We start from the raw sequence: 17,868 nt of genomic DNA on the forward strand, positions 1-17,868 counted from the left end.
GCCCGCGTCGGACAAGACGTCTTCCTCTCGGCGCGGTAGCCGGCATCTGCACGCCGAAGCGGCCTGCCCCGCGTGGGGCACAGTGCGCAGGACGCCGAGGACCTCGCGGAGTTCGGTGATGCCGTCCTCGGCGAGGAAGTGGCCCGTGAGCGACGAACTCGACCGCATCGCCGCGCGGCTCGCCGCGCAGCAGAAGGCGCTGGAGGCGACGCGGCGCAGGCTGGACGCGCTGCGGAGTGCGTGACAGCGCGCGCCGTCGAGGTTCGTCAGTTCCGCGGTCTCCGCTGGAATCGGGCTCGTGTGCCGAGGGCGGTGAGTGGGCCCGCGACGAGCAAGGTTCCCCACAGTAAGTGGGCCGCGGCGGCGACCGAGCGGTCTGTGGTGGTCGGCCGGGCGCGCTCCGCCACACCGGGCACGCGATACAGCGCGAAATCGGCGTCCTCGTAGACGCGCTCCAGTCGGCCGAGAGCCGAGGCGGATTCCCCGAGCGGCCCGGGAGTGGTGCGTTCGACGAGGACCCAGCCCACTGCGAGACGGGCCAACTCCGTGGCGGAACCACCCCCGAGCAGCAGCGTTTCCACTTCCCTCGCGCGGGCGCCCTCGCCGGACACCGTGCGTCCACGCACAGGCAACTCGCCGGTCTGCAGAACGTCGTTGGGCAGCATGCGCGGCGCGGGGTCGAGAACGGGGGCTGCGCCGCTGTAGCGGAACTTCCGGAACATCCCGCCGGGCAGCACCGCGATGTCGCCCGGGCCATCGATCCGTTCGGCGACCCGCTGCCAACCGGCGGGGTAGCGCACCGGGCGAACCGCTCCACCGACGCCCCAGGCGAGGTCGTACAACGGCAAAACCAGAAGCGCGATGAATACCACCGCGGCCGTGGAAGCCCCGGCGGGGTGCGCTGTCGTGCGCCGCTGCGCCGAGGCGCTTCGGTATACCGACGAGAGACGCCGTGCCGTCACCGCACATCCAGCGGCCGCACACAGGGCGTAGGCGGGCATAGCCAGGGCCACGTACTTCTGGGTGTCCCGCAGCAGGCCCGCGCCGGGCACGTGAGCGACCAGCCACTCCATGACTGCCATGCCTCCCGCCGTCGCGCCGAGCGCGGGAAGCAGGATCGCGCCGGCGGCGAGCAGCAGCAGCGCGCGGCGAACGTGCCGATTGTCCGGATCGGCGCCACCAGTGGCCACGGACCGCAGACCCAGCGCCACGATCGCCAGCAGCGCCACCGTGCCGATCGCGGCCAGCGGTGTGGTGCGCGAATCAGGGACCGCCTCGGCGTTCCAGATCCCGCCGAGACCGGCCAGGCTGCCCAGCGTGCCCAGGCCGGGTTCGGCCCGTGCGGCGAAGGCCGCGATGCCCGCTGGATCGGATGGTTCCGCACCTGCGCCCGACAGCACGGTCGCGGCCAGCCATGGCGCCGAGGCGGCGAGCCAGACGACGAGCGTCCCGGGTAGTTGTCGCCGCTGTACCAAGGCGAACGCGGTCGCACCCGCCAGCAGCGCCCCGGTCGGAGTGAGCCCGGCCGCGGCCAGCGATCCGGCGAGGGCCGCCCAGGCGGACGCGGTCCGGATGGGCTCGCGCTGTGCCGCTGTGACGCTGGGGCGATCCGGACCTCCTCTGGCCGCCGCACTGATCGGCGCGGAGCGGGAAGGGCCGGTCGGATCGGCCGGTGCGTCGTCGTCGGGAGCGCCCGAGGAACCAGGCGTTTCCAGCGGTGTTCCGGTTCTGCGGGACTCGGCGGTGTGGGCCGCGTCAACTTCGCCGATGCGGTCCGGCGAAGCGGGAACACCCAGCGGTGATCCGGCTCGGTCGGCCGGTGCGGGCTGCTCGGGAATTTCGGTGCTGCCGATCGGTGAGGCGTGCTCGCAGTGGTCGGCTTCCCGCGGTTCGGACGGTTCGAGAAGGTCGTTCGGGTGTTTCGCCGGTGTGTTCGACAGCAGCCGTCGGCGTCGCTGCACGGTGGCCGTCGTTCGGAGGTGGTGCGCGGCCAGTGCCGTCCACGGCAGCGCGGCGTAGCCGGCCAGCAAGCTCCAGTGCCCCTGCAGCACCCGCTCGGCCACGTACGGATTCCACAACGCGACCGTCGCGGCGACCAGTTGCGGGCCGAGCGACGCACGCAGCAGTTCCCGCGCGAGCGTCGCCGCTCCATACGCCGCGGCCCACAGCGCGACGACGAGAATCGCTTTGATCAGCAACCCGCCGTCGATGAACGCCGACAGCACGGCCAGCAGCGCGTCCTGCGGCACCGCTCGCGGCGCGGCGTCGCCGAGGCCGAGCGCCGAGTCGGTCGGATAACTGCGCGGCGTGCTCACCGCGTCGCGCAGCAGCAGGTAGCCCGGCGCCAGCAGGGGCGCGGTCACCAGCAGCGCTCCGGCCGCGCTGTATCCCGCAGTCACCGCCCGGTGTCGCCCGCTCCCACTCACGCCTGAGCACTGTACGTCCCGATCCTGGCCACCGCCGAGCCAGCGGGCCCGGCGATGTCTCCTGGCTCGGTATCGGTGTCCCACCCACGCGGTGCAGCGCCTTCCCGGTCTTGGTGCGTATTTCGCCTCGATAGGACGAGACCGATCCGGTGATGTGCGCCGGCGTGCATGGCGGCCGGGCGAGTGTGCGGCGGCGTGTGATGTGGGAGTGGTTCGGCGCGCGGGATGTCGGGTGAGCACGCGCTTCGCCCTGCGGCGGCGTGTGAGCGGTCCCGTCGCAAGCGTATCCCGTCTGAGGTGCACCCGGTGTGGATCGTATGGAGACGCGCTCGGCCCGGCAGTTCGGTGCGGCGCCGTCTGGCACAGAGAGCTGCCGCGTGAGTAGTGAGCGGGCACCGCGCGGGGGTGCGCGGTTCGGTTCGTTGGAGGGGTGCCGATGAGTGGCGGTCACCTGTGGCTGCGGCGGGGCGGAGCGCGCGACGGCCGCTGTGGGTGGGACGATGAGCGCGTGTCTGCTGTCCGTCGGTTTCCTGTGGTGGCGGATCTGACGTGGGTGACGGCCGGTGCGATGACCGCGAACGTCGCCGGGTATCTGTTGCAGCTGCTGGCCGGGCGCTGGCTGGGGGTCACCGGCTACAGCGAGTTCGCGAGTCTGCTCGCGGTCCAGCTGTTGTGCGCGGTGCCCGCGCTGGCGTTGCAGAACGTGGTGGCCAGGGAACTCGTGCGCGGCGCGGGAACGGCGGCGCTGCGCGGGCTCCAGTGGCGCTGCGCCGTGATCGTCGCCCTGGTGGCCGCGGTGCTGGTGCCCCTGGTCGCCGTCACGCTGAACGTCGGGGTGGCCGCCACCGCGGCGGCGCTGGGCGCGGCGCCCGCGCTGGTGTTGTTGTCCGGTGAACAGGGGGTGTTGCAGGGCGGCAAGCGGTTCCGGGCGTTGGGCACGGTGCTCGGCCTCGCCGGGATCGCCCGGGTAACGCCCGCGCTGGTGCTCCTCGCGCTGGGCGGCGGCGCGACGCTCGCCTTGTGGGCGGCGGCGGGTGGGATCGCGGCGGCGGCGCTGCTGGCCAGGATCGTTGCCGGTGCGCCGTCCACGCGCGCCCGCGCCGTCGAGCCGGGCGAGGTCGCCGCGGCCCCCGGCGTACTGCCGGTACTGCGGGCCGCTCAGGTGCAGGCGGCCATGATGGCGCTGTCGTCGGCGGACCTGATCGTGGTCCGGATCGTGCTCGACGACGTGGACGCCAGCCGGTACGCCCTCGGCACGATCGCTACCAAGATCGCCTTCTGGCTGCCGCAGGCGGTCGGTGTGGTGCTCTACCCGCGGATGGCGCAACCCGCGCACTCCGCCGGCGCGATCCGGTCGGCGCTGGCGGTGCTCAGCGGAATCGGCCTCATCGCGGTGCTCGGAGCCGCGCTCGCCGCGCCGCTCGCGCCGCTGTTGGCGGGCGAGGACTATGCCCCGATCCAGGGCCTGCTGTGGCTGTTCGCGCTGCACGGCGCGCTGCTGGCCGTGCTGCAAGGCGCGGTGCTCTCGGCGATCGCCGTCGACCGCACCTCACTCGCGCTGGTCGCCTGGCTGGGGCTGGCCGTCGAGGTCACCCTGATGTTGTCGCTGGCCCGCTCGATTCCCGCGCTGATCACCACGGCCGTGTCGGTCGCGGCCACCACCACGGTGGTGGTCGCCGTGATCGTCCTGCGCGCGGCCTCCCACACGACGCGGCCGGAACCGCTGCGCCCGGTCGGCTGACCCGGCGCCGCCTACGACGTTCCATGATCACCGTGGTCCACGCGGACGATCCGGACGCGGCGCGGGCGTTCTTCCGCGATGTCCTACGCCGGCCGAACCTCGACGCCCACGACGGCTGGCTGTTGTTCGCGACCGGCCCGAGCGAACTGGGCGTGCACCCCACCGAAGGACGCCGCGTCACGAGATCTCGCTCATGTGCGACGACCTGGATCGAACGATGGCCGAGCACGTGGCGCGCGGTTCGAGGGCGAGGTCGCCGAGCGGGGCTTCGGCCGCTGCGTGGACCTGCGCGTGCCGGGCGCGGGCACGATGCTGCTGCATCAGCCGCGGCATCCGCTCGCCGAACAGTAGCGGACCCGGAAACGAAGTCGGCTCCCCCGCCGGAAGGCGGGGGAGCCGAAGTCAGGTGCGGTCGATCAGGGTTCTTTGTTGATCCGGATCTGTTCGGTCGGCGCGTCGTCGGCACCGCGGTTGACGCGCGGGGCAGGAGCGGCGGGAGCCGCGCCGCTCGGACGCCGACCGGGAGCGCCACCCGTCCGAGCCGGCGTCGGAGCCGAGCCGCCGCGGATGCCGAGGACCACGCCCACGATCAGCGCGATCACGCCGAGAACACCGAGGATGATCGGCAGCACCCGACCGTACAGCGACAGCTTGTCGATGTTCTCCTTGGCCACCGCGAGCTGCGACTCGACCGTGTTCTCGTCGAACACGAGGTGCGACTTCAGTGCGGTGACCTCCGGCTTGTCCGCGGTGCGCGAGTAGTAGAGGTGCAGCGCCTCGCCGCCCTTGACGACCGTGCCCGTCTGCGGTTCCACCCACAGGTCACGGGTGTTGGTGTAGTAGCGGGTCATGGTCACCGGGGCTTCGCCGCCCTCCACGCCCCACTTGGCGGCGGGCAGGCTCAGCCGGTTGGTCGGCGCCTGGACGACGTCCCACAGGCTGGTGGCGGGCACCGACATCTGGAAGTGGTAGACCTTGGTGTTGTTGATCTCGGTCTCTTCGATGAAGTTTGCGTCGTAGGTCTTGCGCACGTTGAGATCGAAGTACGGGTAGGTCTTCTTCTCGGTGCCGATCGGGAACCGGTACTGCAGACCGGTGTGCTGCACCGGCTCGGCGATGCTCTCACCCTGCGGGTTCGTGGTCACCGCGATGGAGCCGTTCGGCTCCTTGGCGACCGGCTCGCCGGTCACCCGGTCGATGGTCACGCGGTCGATGGTCGCGGTGAGCAGGCCGGTGTCGCCCTGCTTGTCGATGCGCCGCAGCGTCTGGCCCGCCTGCACCGTCATCTGTTCGGCGTCGGCCGGATCCTCGACGGTGAGGAAGCGCTGCGAGACCAGCGGGACGTTGGTGTCGACCTTCGCCGATCCCTCCGGAGCGGTGAGCGACTTGGCGTCGAGCACCAGGCTGTCCTCACCCTGCTGGTTCGTGGCGATCGTGGTGATCTCCAGGTCGAGGGGAGTTTTCGCCAGCTTGTCGACGGTGTAGGTCGGGATCATGATTGCGGCGACGATCAACAACGCGCCGAGACCCACGAGCAGGCAGGCCACCGTCCTTCTGGTACCGGCACTCAGTGCCATGCAAACTCTCCTCGTCGTAGAACACAGGTCGCTCCGTCGAGTACTGCGGGCAGGCCGCGGCACTCGTGAGCCCCGACACTAACAGTCCGATGTCGTACTATGCGCCGTCGAGGCCGAAACGGCCGAGAAATCGCCCGAGTCTAGCGCGAAATCTGAAACGTCGGGTTATCAACTGTGGATTCGGCAAGGCAGACTGGAGCCCGATGACAGCGACCCTGCCCACCGCCGCCCCCGTGACCGAACGGGTGCGCCCGCGCGCCTTCGTGCCGGCCTTGGAAGGCATGCGCGGCATGGCGGCGCTCGGCGTGCTGCTCACCCACGTCGCGTTCCAGACCGGCGCCGCGGGCACGCCGGTCATCGGCCGGGTGTGGGGCCGGTTCGACATGGCGGTCGCCGTGTTCTTCGCGCTGTCCGGATTCCTGCTGTGGCGTCCGCACGCCGCGGCCGCGCGCGGGCTCGACACCGCCCCGCCGGTCGGCTACTACCTGCGTCATCGTGCCGCGCGCATCCTGCCCGCGTACTGGGTCGTGGTGTGCGCGGTCCTGGTGCTGCTGCCCGGTGCGTCCGGGACCGCGGGTCTGCGGGTGTGGGTGTCGAACCTGGCGCTGTGGCAGATATACGTGCCCCTGACGCTCACCGACGGCCTCACCCAGATGTGGAGTCTCGCGGTGGAGGTCGCCTTCTATCTGGTCTTGCCCGTGCTGGCCTTCGCGCTGGTGCGCCTGCGCGGGACAGCGGCGCGGTGGCGAGTGCCGGTGCTGCTTTTCGTCGCTCTGCTCAGCCTCGGCTGGAACTTGATTCCGGTGCCGACTCCTGACGCGATCCACGCCGACAACTGGCTGCCCGGCTATCTGCCCTGGTTCGCCGGGGGCATGATCCTCGCGGAGCTCGCCGAACATAGCGTCCGGCTATCACGCTGGTGGAAAGTCGGCGCGAATCAGCCACTGATGTGGAGCGTCGCGGTGGCGGCTTTCCTGCTCGCCGCGACCGATCTGGCCGGTCCCGCCGGGTTGACCCGGGCCGAACCCTGGCAGTACGTGGTGAAGATGGGTCTGGGCGCGATCATCGGATTCGCGTTGCTCGCGCCGCTGGTGCTGCGGGACCCGGCGGCTCGGGGGCACCGCTGGCTGGAGTCGCCGGTGGCCGCGACCCTCGGACGCTGGTCCTACGGGATCTTCATCTGGCACCTCGCGGTGCTGTCGATCGTGTTCCCGGTCTTCGGCCTACTGCCGTTCCAAGGGGACTTCGGCTATGTCCTGGTCCTCACGATCGCCATCACGCTGCCGGTCGCGGCCGCAAGTTACGCCCTGGTGGAGGAGCCGGTACGGCGCTGGGTCCGTCGCCGGGACCGGGTGCGGCGAAGCGCAGAGCACGAGCCCGCGCCCTGATCGGCGAGCCGCGAGCTCAGCCGTCGAGCTGCCGGTGGATGTCCAGCAGGTGGTGGCGCAGTTCGTGCAGGGTGTGCACCGCGAGCCAGCGCAGGGAACGATCCGCGGGTTCGGGGTAGGGGAAGCCGAGGGTCCGCTCCCAGTCGTCGTCGCCGAGGCGCTCGAGCACGTTGGCGAACAACAGGGCGGCATCGCGGATCTGACGTGCGACGTCCGCGGGGTTCTGCTCGGCGTACCCGTCGTGCTCGACGCGCTCGTCGCGGCCCATCGCCGTGGCGAGCGGGTTGTCCGAACGGCGCGCGGCCAGCACCCGCTCGCGTTGCGCCAGCAGCACGTCCCGCACATGGCAGGCGTACTCCAGCGGCGACCACACATCGGGCTTGCCGCGCTCGCGCAACTTGGCGCTGTCGGCGCCGAGCAGGTCGGCGTATTCCACTGCGTGCTCCCGCGCCAGCGACGGCACATCGGCCGCCGAAGCCAAGTCGTAGACGAAACCGCATTCGGCACAGGTGTTCACGCGGGGTCACGTTAGCAACGAGTGCTCTTGCGGTGCACGGCGAATGCGCGTCCGATCGGGCGCCGACGCCACGCATCACGTGGGCCGGGGCTGCCAGGCCGGTGTGCGGCGCGGGCGGTCAGTGCTCGTGCGTCCCGGATTCGAAGTCGTCGGACCGGCTCACTCCGGGCCGATCGGCGCGTTTCGACCAGGGCAGCGCCGCGATGCCCACCGCGATGATCGCGAGCAGAGCGGGCAACTGCACCAGCACGGATCCACCCATATAGCCCTCGGGCGAGCGCCAAGGGCCTTTGGACAGGGCGGCGGCGGAGAGGGTGGTGCCCACCCCCGCCACGACGACGAGCACACGGGCGGTGACATACGGCGTGAATCGGGTTGCGGCCAACGCCATCACCGTGCCGGCGGCGCCCACCGGACCAGCGATCAAGGTGGCCGCCCCGGTGAGTCCCACCGCGCCCATCCAGCGCCTGCCCCAGGTGCCGGGCACTGCCGCGCTCGCCTCAGGCCGGTCGGTGGATCTCTCCGGCTCGGCTCCGTCCGGCTCGGCCCGGGCGGCATCCGGCCGCGTGCGACGTGGGATGGCCAGGACCATGAGCGGCAGGAGCAGCAGGAGGCCGCCGAAGATGGCGACGCGGTACCACCGGTCGACCGGGAAGGCGATCGTCACCGGACCGGTGGCATCGGCGGGCAGCAGCCAGCCTTGCTGCCAGCCGTCGACCACCACGGGGTCGAGAACCTGCCCGTCCGCGCTGGTCGCGCGCCACCCGACGTTGGTGCTCAACGGCAGCACGAGCAGCCGGGTCTCCGAGTCCGCACCCGGTGCGGCATCGGCTTCCGCCCCGCTCCGCGGCAACCGCAGCCGATCGACGAAGAACAGATCGGTCGGCCCGACCGCCACGTCGGCCCGGCCCTGCGGCAACGCGAGCTCGCCCGGCGCCCCGGTCGGGTCGTCGGCGCAGACCCGGGCGGGAACGGGTGCGCCGGAGCGCAATTCGCCGACGGTGGCGGTGACCGTGGTGCGCAGTGTCCGCCCGCCCGCGTCGATCGTCGGCCCCAGCTCGCAGGGGACGGTGAGCTCGCGGTCCAGCGGAGCCGCCGCGGGATAGTCCGGCCCCAGCACCGTCACTTCCGCCAGGCCGGGCGGCTGGGTCTGCACGAAGCCGAGCGCGGTCTTGTCCAGCACCGGCCGCCACGTTCGCATGCTGAGTTCGATGCGGTCGGTCACGGTGGGATACAGAGAGATCCGGGTGGGTGTGCCCGGTCCGTCGTCGTCCAGCTCCCGTACCTGCGGACCGTCACCCAGGTTCACCGTCACCGAGGTGGGCGCCGCGGGCAGGCCGCCGAGGGAGGGGGTCAGCTCGAGGCCGGTCACCAGGGTGGGTTCGGGCAGCTCGAGGGTCAGTGTCGGCCTGCCGCCGGTCGGTTCGCGGACCGAATCCTCCGGCGCGGTCCAGCTCGTGCGGGGATCGCCGTCGGTCGCGGCGAAAGCGGCCCCCCGCAAATCGCCGACGTCGGCCTTGCCGCGCGCCACCGGCCGGGCGTGGTCGGTGAGCAGCGCCTCCAGGGCCGGGCCCGGTCTGGTGCGGACAGTCAGTTCGGGGACTACCGACATCGGTTCCGGGACGGTCAGCGTGCGCTGGTACGTTCCGGGCTCCTCCGGCGCCAAGGCGAGGCCTTTGCTGCAACGCACCCGGTCGGGCGCGTCGAAACAGGCACTGCGGCCGGGGAATTCCTGACCGAGATCCCAGCCGCGCACCTGTGCGGCCGTCGGAGCGGAGGGCACCACGGTGCGGTGGCGGATGTCGACCCGGACCGGCGCGTTACGTATCGAGTAGTCGTCCAGCGCGAGTTCGCTGATACCGAATTGCCCCCCGCCGGAACCATTCTCGGTGCGAATGGCGGTGATGGTCAGCCATTCCGTGCGGCCGGCGGGAAGCGAGACCGACACCGGCGCACCGGGTTCGGATACCCGGACCGAGACGGTGCCGTTCGCGGTGCGCACCTCGATCCATTTGACCGGGTCGCCGATGGCGGCCGAACTCGGGGTCAGGTTCAGCTGCCCGGCTCGGATCGGGCGGTCGAGATCGAGCCGCAGCCACTGCCCGAGGGCGTGCTCGGTGCCGTTGCTGATCCACGCGGTGGCCGGATCACCGTCCACGACGGCCGCGGTCGAACTGCCCGGCGCGGAGCCGCCGAGCTGGGTGGCGTCCGCGGCCGAACTCGACGCGGTGATCGTGGCGCCCGACCATTCGCCGCGCACGAGTTCGGCGCCGGGCACCGGATAGTCGGGCACCAGGTTGAAGGTGCGGCGAGCGTCGTCGGGGGCACGCAAAGCCGAGTTGTGGTTGTCCACCCGGCCGAAATCGGCCTCTCGATCCATCGGCGTGTCCGTGACGGTCACCGGACCGAGCGGCAGCCCGGCCCTGGTCGCGTCGGCGGCGAGCAGCGCGGGCATGCGGGCCGGGCCGGAATCGCGGCGCATCCGCTCCAGCACCTCGGGTCCGCCCTGCACCACCGGTACTTCGCCGAGCGGGACGGTGTACGCGCCCGGGAACGCCTTCGGCGCGCCGGTGCCCGCGCGCACCTCGGCGGGCGTTCCCCGCCCCGGCGCGTCGACCCGGTAGATCTCCACCGCCCGATACGGCGGGCGCAGGTCACCGTCGGCGACCAGGTCGTCGGCGATCACCACCGATTCGATCGGGTTGCCGAACTCGGCCACCTTGCGCAGGCCGGGCGATCCGTCGAGCGCCTGGTGGGCCAGCATCGGCCGGGTCGAGCGCGAGGTCTCCGGATCGAGGTCATTGCGCAGGACGACGACGCCGATGCCCTGTGCGTTCAGCGTCGCGGCCAGCCCCGCCGACGGTCTGCCGTCGGCGATGAGCCGCTGCACCGAGTCCATCGCGCGAATGGTGCCGGGCGGATTCAGCGGCACCGCGTCACGGATCGCCCACGGCGTCGCGGCCAACGCTTGCAGCGGTTCGTCGCGAGTGAGTCCCCAGACCTGACTGCCGAACGGCGCGCCCGGCACGACCAGGGCGCGCGTATCGGCGGCGTTGTCCTTCAGCCACTCCGCGGTCTGCTGCCAGTACTCGGGCACCCGGTCGTAGGCGCCGCGCGGCGCGAGCTTGCCGGTCCAGGCCAGCGAGGTGGACAGGGCCAGCGCGGTCAGGATCAGCGCCGCGACGGCGACCGCGCGGTCGCGCTCCGGGTGCGCGAACGCGCCGCGCCAGACCTTCCACGGCACGGAGGCGGGCAGCGGAACCCGGGCGAGCAGCTGCGCCAGCCCCAGCACGAGCGGGATGCGGATCAGCGGCTCCAGCTTGTGCACGTTGCGCAGCGGGGCGCCGCCGGAGTCCAGGAAGACGCGCACCGACTCCGCGAACGGCCCGCCCAGCTCACCGACGAATCCGGCGCAGATTCCGACCAGCCCGACGCACAGGATCAACACGAGCCTGCCCCGGTACGGCATGGATCGCAGGGCCAGGCCCGCCATGCCCGCCGCCGCCACCAGCCCGGTCGCGAGCACCGCGGCGGGCTGGGTCACCAGCACAGCGCCCGCGATGCGTTCCGGCGAGACGAACGGCGTCCAGCTGTCGGTGCCGCGCAGCACCTCGCCGAGCGAGGCCCACTGCGTGGTCACTCCCGACGACTCGATGTAGTCCAGGAACGGCGGACTCACCTTGCCGAGCAGCAGCAGCGGCACCGCCCACCAGAACGTGGCCAGCGCCAGCAGCGGAATCCAGGCCGCGGTGAAGCGCCACCACCTGCGGTTCGGCCGATAGGAGCCCCACCACAGCAGCGCGGGCAGGAAGGCGGCCACCGTCGCGACCGCGTTGACCGAGCCCATCAGGGCGAGTGCCAGCGCGCTGCCGGCGGGCGAGGCGGCTCCGCCCCGCCGCCGGGCGTGCCCGGCGACGCCGAGCGCGGCGGGCGCGAGCAGCACCCACGGCGCCAGCATCATCGGCAGCGTCTCCGAGGAGATCGACCCGACGGTGGTCAGGACCCGCGGCGACAGGGCGAACGCGAGCGCGGCGACGACGCGCGACCCCCGCGTGCCGATGCCCAGCGTCTCGCACAGGCGGACGATTCCCCAGAATCCGGCGAGCAGCAGCAGTGCCCACCAGATCCGTTGCGTCATCCAGGCGGGCACGCCCAGCAGATGGCCGAGTGAGAAGAACGCGCCGTGCGGGAAGAAATAGCCGTAGGCCTGGTTCTGCACCTGGCCCATCGGCGCCTGGCTGCTCCACAGATGGCTCGCGCGTTCGAGGAAGCCGAGCGGATTCTGCGCCAGGTCGTATTTGGTGTCGGCGACCGTGAGGCCGGGCGCCTGCACGAAGGTGAGCAGGAACGCCACGACGACGGTCGCGGCGAACCAACGTCTGCCCAGCGGCGCGGTGCTGTGCTGCCCCGGCGCCGCGGACGATCCGAGCGAGTCGGCGGGTGAAGCGGAGGTCAGCGGGTCAGCGGCTGCCGTACTCAACGTTGTTCAGCAGCGAGGAGTCCTTGTCGCCGCTGCGATCGATCTCCGGCCGCGAGTTCTGCTGAACCGCGAGGGTGATGAGGAAGACGCTGAGCACGCCCAGCGCGGCGCCCGCGACAGCACTCGCAACACCCGGGACAGCAAACTTCATCGCGGCACTCCAATACGTCGATGCAGGCACGTTCCCGGCCAACCTAGCAGGACGTCCGGTATTTGTATGCGTTCAGGCCGCGGATTCTCCTCCGGATCGCCGCTGCGGCACGCGGCGACGCCGCGGAAACGGGCGGAACCGGACGCGTCAGGGGGTGGGCAGAGCGCAGTGCAGCGCGCCGAGCAGGGTGCGCAGTTTCGCGGTGGTCTCGTCGAGTTCCGCCTGCGGGTCGGAGGCAGCGACGATGCCGCCGCCCGCGTACGCGCGCGCCGTCCGGCCGTCGGCCGAGAGTTCCGCGCACCGGATGGCGACCACCCAGGCGCCGTCGCCCTCCGCGTCGCACCAGCCGACGGCGCCCCCGTAGAACCCGCGGTTGTCCTCGATCCGCGTGATGGTGTCCAGGGCCAGTTCGGTGGGCGTGCCGCAGACCGCGGGCGTGGGGTGCAGCAGCAGCGCCAGGTCGAGCGCGGTGATCGCGGTGTCGCGCAGGCGTCCGGTGATCGGCGTCGCCAGGTGCCACACCTCGTGCGTGCTGACCAGTTCCGGGCTCTGCGGGATCGACAGCTCGGCGCAGACCGCTCCGAGCCGCTCCCGGATCCAGTCGATGACGAACGCGTGCTCCTCGCGATTCTTGGCGCTGGCCAGCAATTCGCGGGCCTGCGCGGCGTCGGCGTCCGGGTCGGCGCGCCGCGGCGCGGTGCCCGCCAGCGGGCGCAGCGTCACCAGGCCGCCCTGCCGGGCGATCAGCACTTCGGGCGTCGCGCCCACCAGCGTCGCGCCGGGGCGCCCGGCCGGAGTGAGGTCGACCGCGAAGACGTTCGCGTGCGGATGTCTGGTCAGCAGGTGCCCCGCGACGACTTCCGGATCGAGCGCGGCCTGCGCCTCGGCCAGCACCGATCGCGCCGCGACCACCTTGCGCAGCGGTTGCGCGGGATCGTTCAGCTGCTCGACCAGTTTCGTCACCCGCGCCACGTGCTCGGCGGGGCTGGGGATCTCGGTCACCACCCGCACCGCGGGCAGATCGGGCAGTGCGGCGGGCCGCCATGGACCCGCGGTGTGCACCGCGCGCTCCGGCACGCTCAGCGCGGCGGGCTCGCGGGGGTCGAAGGGCAGCGCCCCGACCACCAGCGGCGCGCGGCCCTCGCGCAACGCTGCCTGCGCCGAGCGCACGTCATCGAAGCAGGCTCGGCTCCCATGACCCCGAACAACCCCGTCGGCCCGAGCTAGCAGGAACCCATCCATGACCCCAACCTAGCCCCGGTGCGACGCCCCGAGGCGATGGAGCGATTTACATCTCACGGTGCGCGATTCGAGGATTCCTTGCAGGGCGGGACGAGCAGGACGGGACGGTGGCAGTGCTTGAGGACGGCGTCGGCGACGCTGCTGTGCAGCAGCGCGCGGATGCCGGTCGCGCCGCGGGTGCCCGCCACGATGATGTCGACGTCCAGTTCGTCGGCGCAGTCGATGATGGCGTTCCAGATGGTCGTGGTGCATTCGGCGGTGCGCGCCTCGGCGTTCAGGCCCGCCAGTTCGGCCAGCCGCACGCCCTCGGCATTGGTGGCGCGCGCGTCGACGTAGGCGATGTCCTCGAGCTCGTCGTCCGGCACCCACTCCGGTTGCATGACACCCGACAGCCCGGACAGGCGAGCGGCTTGCCGCACCATGGGCTCCCAGGCGGTCAGCACGACGGCTCGGTCGGCGCTGAGGAACCGACCGGCGTAGATGATGGCGCGCTTGGCGTTCTCGGAGCCGTCGTAGGCGATGAGCATCAGATCGCAGGGCACGATGACCTCCTGAGAAGGACGCACGGCGATACCTCGAGATTACCCCGCGCAGACCCGGGCGAACCGCCGTTTTCCTCGGTATGACCTGCGCAAACGTCGGCGTGGCCGACCACCCTCCCTCGCGGTCGCGGCATACCGACCGAACACGCCGGTACATCACCCTGCCTGACGGCTTCGGGAGTGCCGGGCCGGATAGGTGAGCCGTCCGGGCTACGGCTCGGCCGGTCGGACTTCGCTTGCCTTGCTGTACTTTCCGTGCCGACCTTCGCCGATGACCCATGTCACCGGCATGCCCGGCGTGATGAGTTGTTCGTCGCCCTGGTACTGCCAGAGGGAGAACCACACGTCGCCGGAGCGGCTGGCGATGAGTCCGTCGTAGGTGTCGGGCAGCCACCACCGGACCACACCGTCGAGGCCGGCATCAGGCTCCTTCGCCGTCTTGACCTGCCCGTACGGGATGACGCCGCCCTTCCCGTGCCACCCGTCGGGAGTGGGGAGCAAAGGCTGGTCCCCGCCTTTGGGGTCGGCGGGCCAGATCTTTCCACTGCGGGACAGGACGTCGTCGTGGACTTCCCGGGCCAGTCTGCACGCCACACCGTTGGGAGTGCGCTCGACGGGGGTGGTGCCAACCATGACGCTCAAGGTCGGGACGGTGAATTCGATCCGCCATCCCGGTGGATCGGCCAACCGGCGAAGACGCTCGGGGATCGTTTCGTCGATGTGTACCTCGAAGCCGAGAGCCGACTCGATGTCGGCCGCCAGCAGGTCAGCGCCTCGCCTCGAAATCTCCTGACTCATGTAGCTATCCTGCCGTGTAGGGGACGGTGCAACGGTTGATTGGCGTCACATACAGGTTTTTGCCAGCGGCGTGGGAAGCGATGACCTGGATTTCGTCCCCCGACCCGTACCGGTAATGACCATCTAGATACCGGGGGATCGTCATGTGAAAGTTGTCGTCCTTGAACCTGTTATCCGTCTCGATAGCCCTGCCGTTGACCAATATCTGGTAGTCGTACCTGGTATATCGGCGATGTTGTTGAGGAACATGGCCCATGCGATGTTGCCGATGGGGTCCCCGTCCCTCGGCCTGGTGTCGACTTCGACTCTGCCCCATTGGGTGGTGACTCTGTAGTTGGTGCATGGCTGATACGAGGCTTGTGCGTTACCGGAGGCCAGTACGCTCGCGATCATAGCGATGGTCAGTGTCGCTGCGAAGAGAAGCGTTCGACCGACTCGGCTCGTCGGCGCAGCTGATGAATCGTTGCGGACCTTCATGGGATCCCCCTCTTTCGTCGAAATACGAATCGACCTGCCCACCCGGCACCGGTTCTGTGTCACCCCGAGCACGAGACACCCCCCGATCTGCGAAATAAAGGCAGTCGATTCATTGGACGCACCTAGACCCGGATCGGTTCCACCGCAACATGATTTATGTGTCATGCATCCTCGTGTAGGCGGTTCCGCAATCGACTCGCACACCACTGCCCGCCGGACGTGCTTCCTGGAAACGGCCCCCCGCGCGGCCTGGAAACGGCCCGCCGCGCGCGGCCCGGCCTGCGGCAACTCCTCAGCCTGGTACGACCGCCGACGAAGGCCGCCGGCACCCGCGTGACCGGTTGTCGCATGTCGATCAGTGCTATGTCCGCGCCCTGCGATCCGGGGCAATCGGCCGCGTCCGCACAACGGCAGGTGGTGGACCGCCATCTGTCCTAAATCGTCAGCGCCCGATTTCTGGTCGTTGCTCCCGGGTACCGGTACGGCCCGCCCCGGGCAACGATTCGATACCGGTGCGTGAGTTGCCTGCTCGGTAGCGACGTAGCGAGTGCGGTCGCGCAGGTCGCGACGAGTACGGTTGACCTCTATGCGGAAGACGCCCCTGCTCGTCCTCGCCGTTCTCGCCGCCGTCGCGACCGCCTGCTCGAACGGCGGCTCCACCGAATCGGCGTCGTCGAGCACCACCACGCGGGAAGCGACCACCGCCGTGATCCCCGCGACCACCGCGCCGCCGCCGGACTGCAACGCGGGGTACCTCGGGCAGTTCACCACCCGGGAAAAGCTCGCGCAGTTGCTGACGGTCGGTGTCACCGGCGCCGACGACGCGACGAACGTCGTACGCAACGAGCAGATCGGCGGCATCTTCGTGGGCGGATGGACCGAGCAGGCGCTGCTCGCCTCGGGGCAGATCACGCAGGTGAAGCAGGCGGCCAAGGTGCCGCTGATGGTGACCATCGATGAGGAGGGCGGCCGCGTCTCGCGGGTGCGCGACCTGATCGGCGCGGCGCCATCGGCGCGGGAGACGGCGCAGACCATGACCCCCGAGCAGTTCCACAGCGCGACGCTGACCAGGGGCCGCGCGCTGAAGGATCTCGGCGTGACGGTGGACTTCGCCCCCGACGTGGACGTCAGCTCCCAGCCGGACGACTCGGTCATCGGCGACCGCTCCTTCTCCGACGATCCGGAGGTAGTCACCCGCTACGCGGACGCCTACATCCGCGCCATGCGCGAGGTCGGCGTCGGCACGGTGATGAAGCACTTCCCCGGGCACGGATCCGGTTCGGGCGACTCGCACACCGGAGCGGTGCGCACCCCTCCGCTGGATCAGATGCAGAACGTGGATCTGGTCCCGTTCCGCAACCTGATCGGCTCGGGCGCGGGCGTGATGGTGGGGCACTTGGACGTGCCCGGACTGACCACCCCCGGCGTTCCGGCCAGCATAAGCCCGGAGGCGATGCGGTTGCTGCGTGACGGCACCGGGTACGGCGCCGCGCCGTTCTCCGGGGTGATCTTCACCGACGATCTCGGCGGCATGGCGGCGATCACCAGCCGGATGTCGATCGCGGACGCCGTCGAAGCCGCACTGGTCGCCGGCGCGGACAATGCCCTGTGGATCACCACCGACGCGGTGCCGCAGGTGCTCGACCGGCTGGAGCAGGCGGTGTCGAGTGGACGACTGCCGATGGCGCAAGTGGATGCGTCGGTGTTGCGGGTGGCGGCTTACAAGGGTGCGTTGCCGCGCTGCTGAGGCGCGCCGCACGGCCGAGTCGGGCGACTGGTGAGCAAATCGGACCGCCGGAACTTACCTTGGAGTAATATATGAGATTAACCTGTGGTAGGAGTGTGGATGGCGGGCGGTACGAAGCGGCTTCCGCGGGCGGTACGCGAGCAGCAGATGCTCGACGCCGCCGTGGAGGTCTTCTCGCGTAAAGGCTTCCACGACACGTCGATGGACGCGATCGCCGCCGAGGCGAAGATCTCGAAGCCGATGCTGTATCTGTACTACGGCTCCAAGGACGAACTGTTCCGCGCCTGCATCCAGCGGGAGGGGATGCGCTTCATCGAATCCGTCGCACCCGCGGGAAATCCCCTGCTCACGCCGCACGAGCAGGTGCGCACCGCGCTGGAGGGCTTCCTCGGCTTCGTCGACCGCAACCGCCGCTCCTGGCAGGTGCTCTACCGGCAGGCCATCGGCCAGCAGGCGTTCGCCTCGGAGATCGAGAACGCGCGCGAACGCGTCATCGAGCTGACTGCCAAACTCCTGGAGTCCAGTGCGAAGCACGCCGAGCCGGGGACGAATTTCGACGTCGTCGCGGTCGCCGTGATCGGCGCGGGCGAGGCCATCGCCGACCGGCTTGCCAGCGGGCGGATCGAGGTCGCCGAGGCGGTCGACCTGCTCGACGATCTCGCCTGGCGCGGTCTCGCCGGCCGGAAGAAGGCCGAGTAGCCCGCCTATTGCCCGGACCGGTTGCTTCCGCGCCGCCCTCCTGCCACAGTGCGTGAGTTCGCACAGCGCGGACCGGCTCCTTC

The 17,868-nt window shown here is 70.7% G+C and carries 13 protein-coding genes; 5 read left to right on the forward strand and 8 right to left on the reverse strand.

Going from position 1 to position 17,868, the window contains the following annotated elements:
- Positions 1–266 precede the first annotated feature (266 nt).
- On the reverse strand, positions 267–2,426 hold the full coding sequence (locus ACWEKR_RS25130; protein ID WP_452356551.1) for a hypothetical protein: 2,160 nt from the start codon (positions 2,424–2,426) through the stop codon (positions 267–269).
- 568 nt (positions 2,427–2,994) lie between these two features.
- Between ACWEKR_RS25130 and ACWEKR_RS25135 the strand changes: the two genes are divergently transcribed.
- Together ACWEKR_RS25135 and ACWEKR_RS25140 are read left to right on the forward strand one after the other, a co-directional pair.
- Complete coding sequence (locus ACWEKR_RS25135) at positions 2,995–4,167, forward strand: polysaccharide biosynthesis protein (protein WP_452356612.1); 1,173 nt, start codon at positions 2,995–2,997, stop codon at positions 4,165–4,167.
- Positions 4,168–4,362: 195 nt separating this feature from the next.
- Positions 4,363–4,518, forward strand: a complete 156-nt coding sequence (locus ACWEKR_RS25140; RefSeq protein ID WP_452356552.1) for a hypothetical protein — start codon at positions 4,363–4,365, stop codon at positions 4,516–4,518.
- A gap of 65 nt (positions 4,519–4,583) precedes the next feature.
- Here ACWEKR_RS25140 and ACWEKR_RS25145 read toward each other — a convergent pair whose 3' ends face one another.
- Positions 4,584–5,744, reverse strand: a complete 1,161-nt coding sequence (locus tag ACWEKR_RS25145; protein WP_195084414.1) for a DUF3068 domain-containing protein — start codon at positions 5,742–5,744, stop codon at positions 4,584–4,586.
- A gap of 203 nt (positions 5,745–5,947) precedes the next feature.
- Here ACWEKR_RS25145 and ACWEKR_RS25150 point away from each other — a divergent pair, with 203 nt between their 5' ends.
- Entirely contained in the window at positions 5,948–7,132 is a 1,185-nt protein-coding gene (locus ACWEKR_RS25150; RefSeq protein ID WP_452356553.1) for an acyltransferase family protein, read from the forward strand.
- Between the two features lie 16 nt (positions 7,133–7,148).
- Here ACWEKR_RS25150 and ACWEKR_RS25155 read toward each other — a convergent pair whose 3' ends face one another.
- From ACWEKR_RS25155 to ACWEKR_RS25180, 6 genes are all read right to left on the reverse strand, one after another.
- Positions 7,149–7,649 carry a DinB family protein gene (locus tag ACWEKR_RS25155; protein WP_195084412.1) on the reverse strand — a complete coding sequence of 167 codons (501 nt, stop codon included), beginning with the start codon at positions 7,647–7,649 and terminating at the stop codon, positions 7,149–7,151.
- A gap of 118 nt (positions 7,650–7,767) precedes the next feature.
- Complete coding sequence (locus ACWEKR_RS25160) at positions 7,768–12,129, reverse strand: alpha-(1->3)-arabinofuranosyltransferase (protein WP_452356554.1); 4,362 nt, start codon at positions 12,127–12,129, stop codon at positions 7,768–7,770.
- Positions 12,110–12,280: a DUF2613 domain-containing protein gene (locus ACWEKR_RS25165; protein WP_195084410.1), complete on the reverse strand. Its 171-nt coding sequence runs from the start codon at positions 12,278–12,280 to the stop codon at positions 12,110–12,112. Before ACWEKR_RS25165 ends, ACWEKR_RS25160 begins: the two co-directional genes overlap by 20 nt.
- A gap of 147 nt (positions 12,281–12,427) precedes the next feature.
- Complete coding sequence (locus ACWEKR_RS25170; protein ID WP_452356555.1) at positions 12,428–13,522, reverse strand: isochorismate synthase; 1,095 nt, start codon at positions 13,520–13,522, stop codon at positions 12,428–12,430.
- A gap of 53 nt (positions 13,523–13,575) precedes the next feature.
- Positions 13,576–14,064, reverse strand: coding sequence for a universal stress protein (locus ACWEKR_RS25175; RefSeq protein WP_452356613.1), 489 nt, complete (start codon positions 14,062–14,064; stop codon positions 13,576–13,578).
- A gap of 210 nt (positions 14,065–14,274) precedes the next feature.
- Positions 14,275–14,862, reverse strand: coding sequence for a hypothetical protein (locus ACWEKR_RS25180; protein WP_452356556.1), 588 nt, complete (start codon positions 14,860–14,862; stop codon positions 14,275–14,277).
- A gap of 1,063 nt (positions 14,863–15,925) precedes the next feature.
- Between ACWEKR_RS25180 and ACWEKR_RS25185 the strand changes: the two genes are divergently transcribed.
- Both ACWEKR_RS25185 and ACWEKR_RS25190 read left to right on the forward strand, forming a co-directional pair.
- Positions 15,926–17,086, forward strand: coding sequence for a glycoside hydrolase family 3 N-terminal domain-containing protein (locus ACWEKR_RS25185; RefSeq protein WP_452356557.1), 1,161 nt, complete (start codon positions 15,926–15,928; stop codon positions 17,084–17,086).
- 99 nt (positions 17,087–17,185) lie between these two features.
- Positions 17,186–17,785, forward strand: a complete 600-nt coding sequence (locus ACWEKR_RS25190; protein ID WP_159846239.1) for a TetR/AcrR family transcriptional regulator — start codon at positions 17,186–17,188, stop codon at positions 17,783–17,785.
- Positions 17,786–17,868 lie beyond the last annotated feature (83 nt).

It is taken from the genome of Nocardia sp. NPDC004573 (assembly GCF_053602135.1).

What these genes read in the sequence shown, in the direction of transcription:
- ACWEKR_RS25185 (WP_452356557.1), top strand. Translation starts at nt 15,926, where the DNA reads ATGCGGAAGACGCCCCTGCTCGTCCTCGCCGTTCTCGCCGCCGTCGCG.
- ACWEKR_RS25170 (WP_452356555.1), bottom strand. Translation starts at nt 13,522, where the DNA reads ATGGATGGGTTCCTGCTAGCTCGGGCCGACGGGGTTGTTCGGGGTCAT.
- ACWEKR_RS25135 (WP_452356612.1), top strand. Translation starts at nt 2,995, where the DNA reads ATGACCGCGAACGTCGCCGGGTATCTGTTGCAGCTGCTGGCCGGGCGC.
- ACWEKR_RS25145 (WP_195084414.1), bottom strand. Translation starts at nt 5,744, where the DNA reads ATGGCACTGAGTGCCGGTACCAGAAGGACGGTGGCCTGCCTGCTCGTG.
- ACWEKR_RS25165 (WP_195084410.1), bottom strand. Translation starts at nt 12,280, where the DNA reads ATGAAGTTTGCTGTCCCGGGTGTTGCGAGTGCTGTCGCGGGCGCCGCG.
- ACWEKR_RS25180 (WP_452356556.1), bottom strand. Translation starts at nt 14,862, where the DNA reads ATGAGTCAGGAGATTTCGAGGCGAGGCGCTGACCTGCTGGCGGCCGAC.
- ACWEKR_RS25190 (WP_159846239.1), top strand. Translation starts at nt 17,186, where the DNA reads ATGGCGGGCGGTACGAAGCGGCTTCCGCGGGCGGTACGCGAGCAGCAG.
- ACWEKR_RS25150 (WP_452356553.1), top strand. Translation starts at nt 5,948, where the DNA reads ATGACAGCGACCCTGCCCACCGCCGCCCCCGTGACCGAACGGGTGCGC.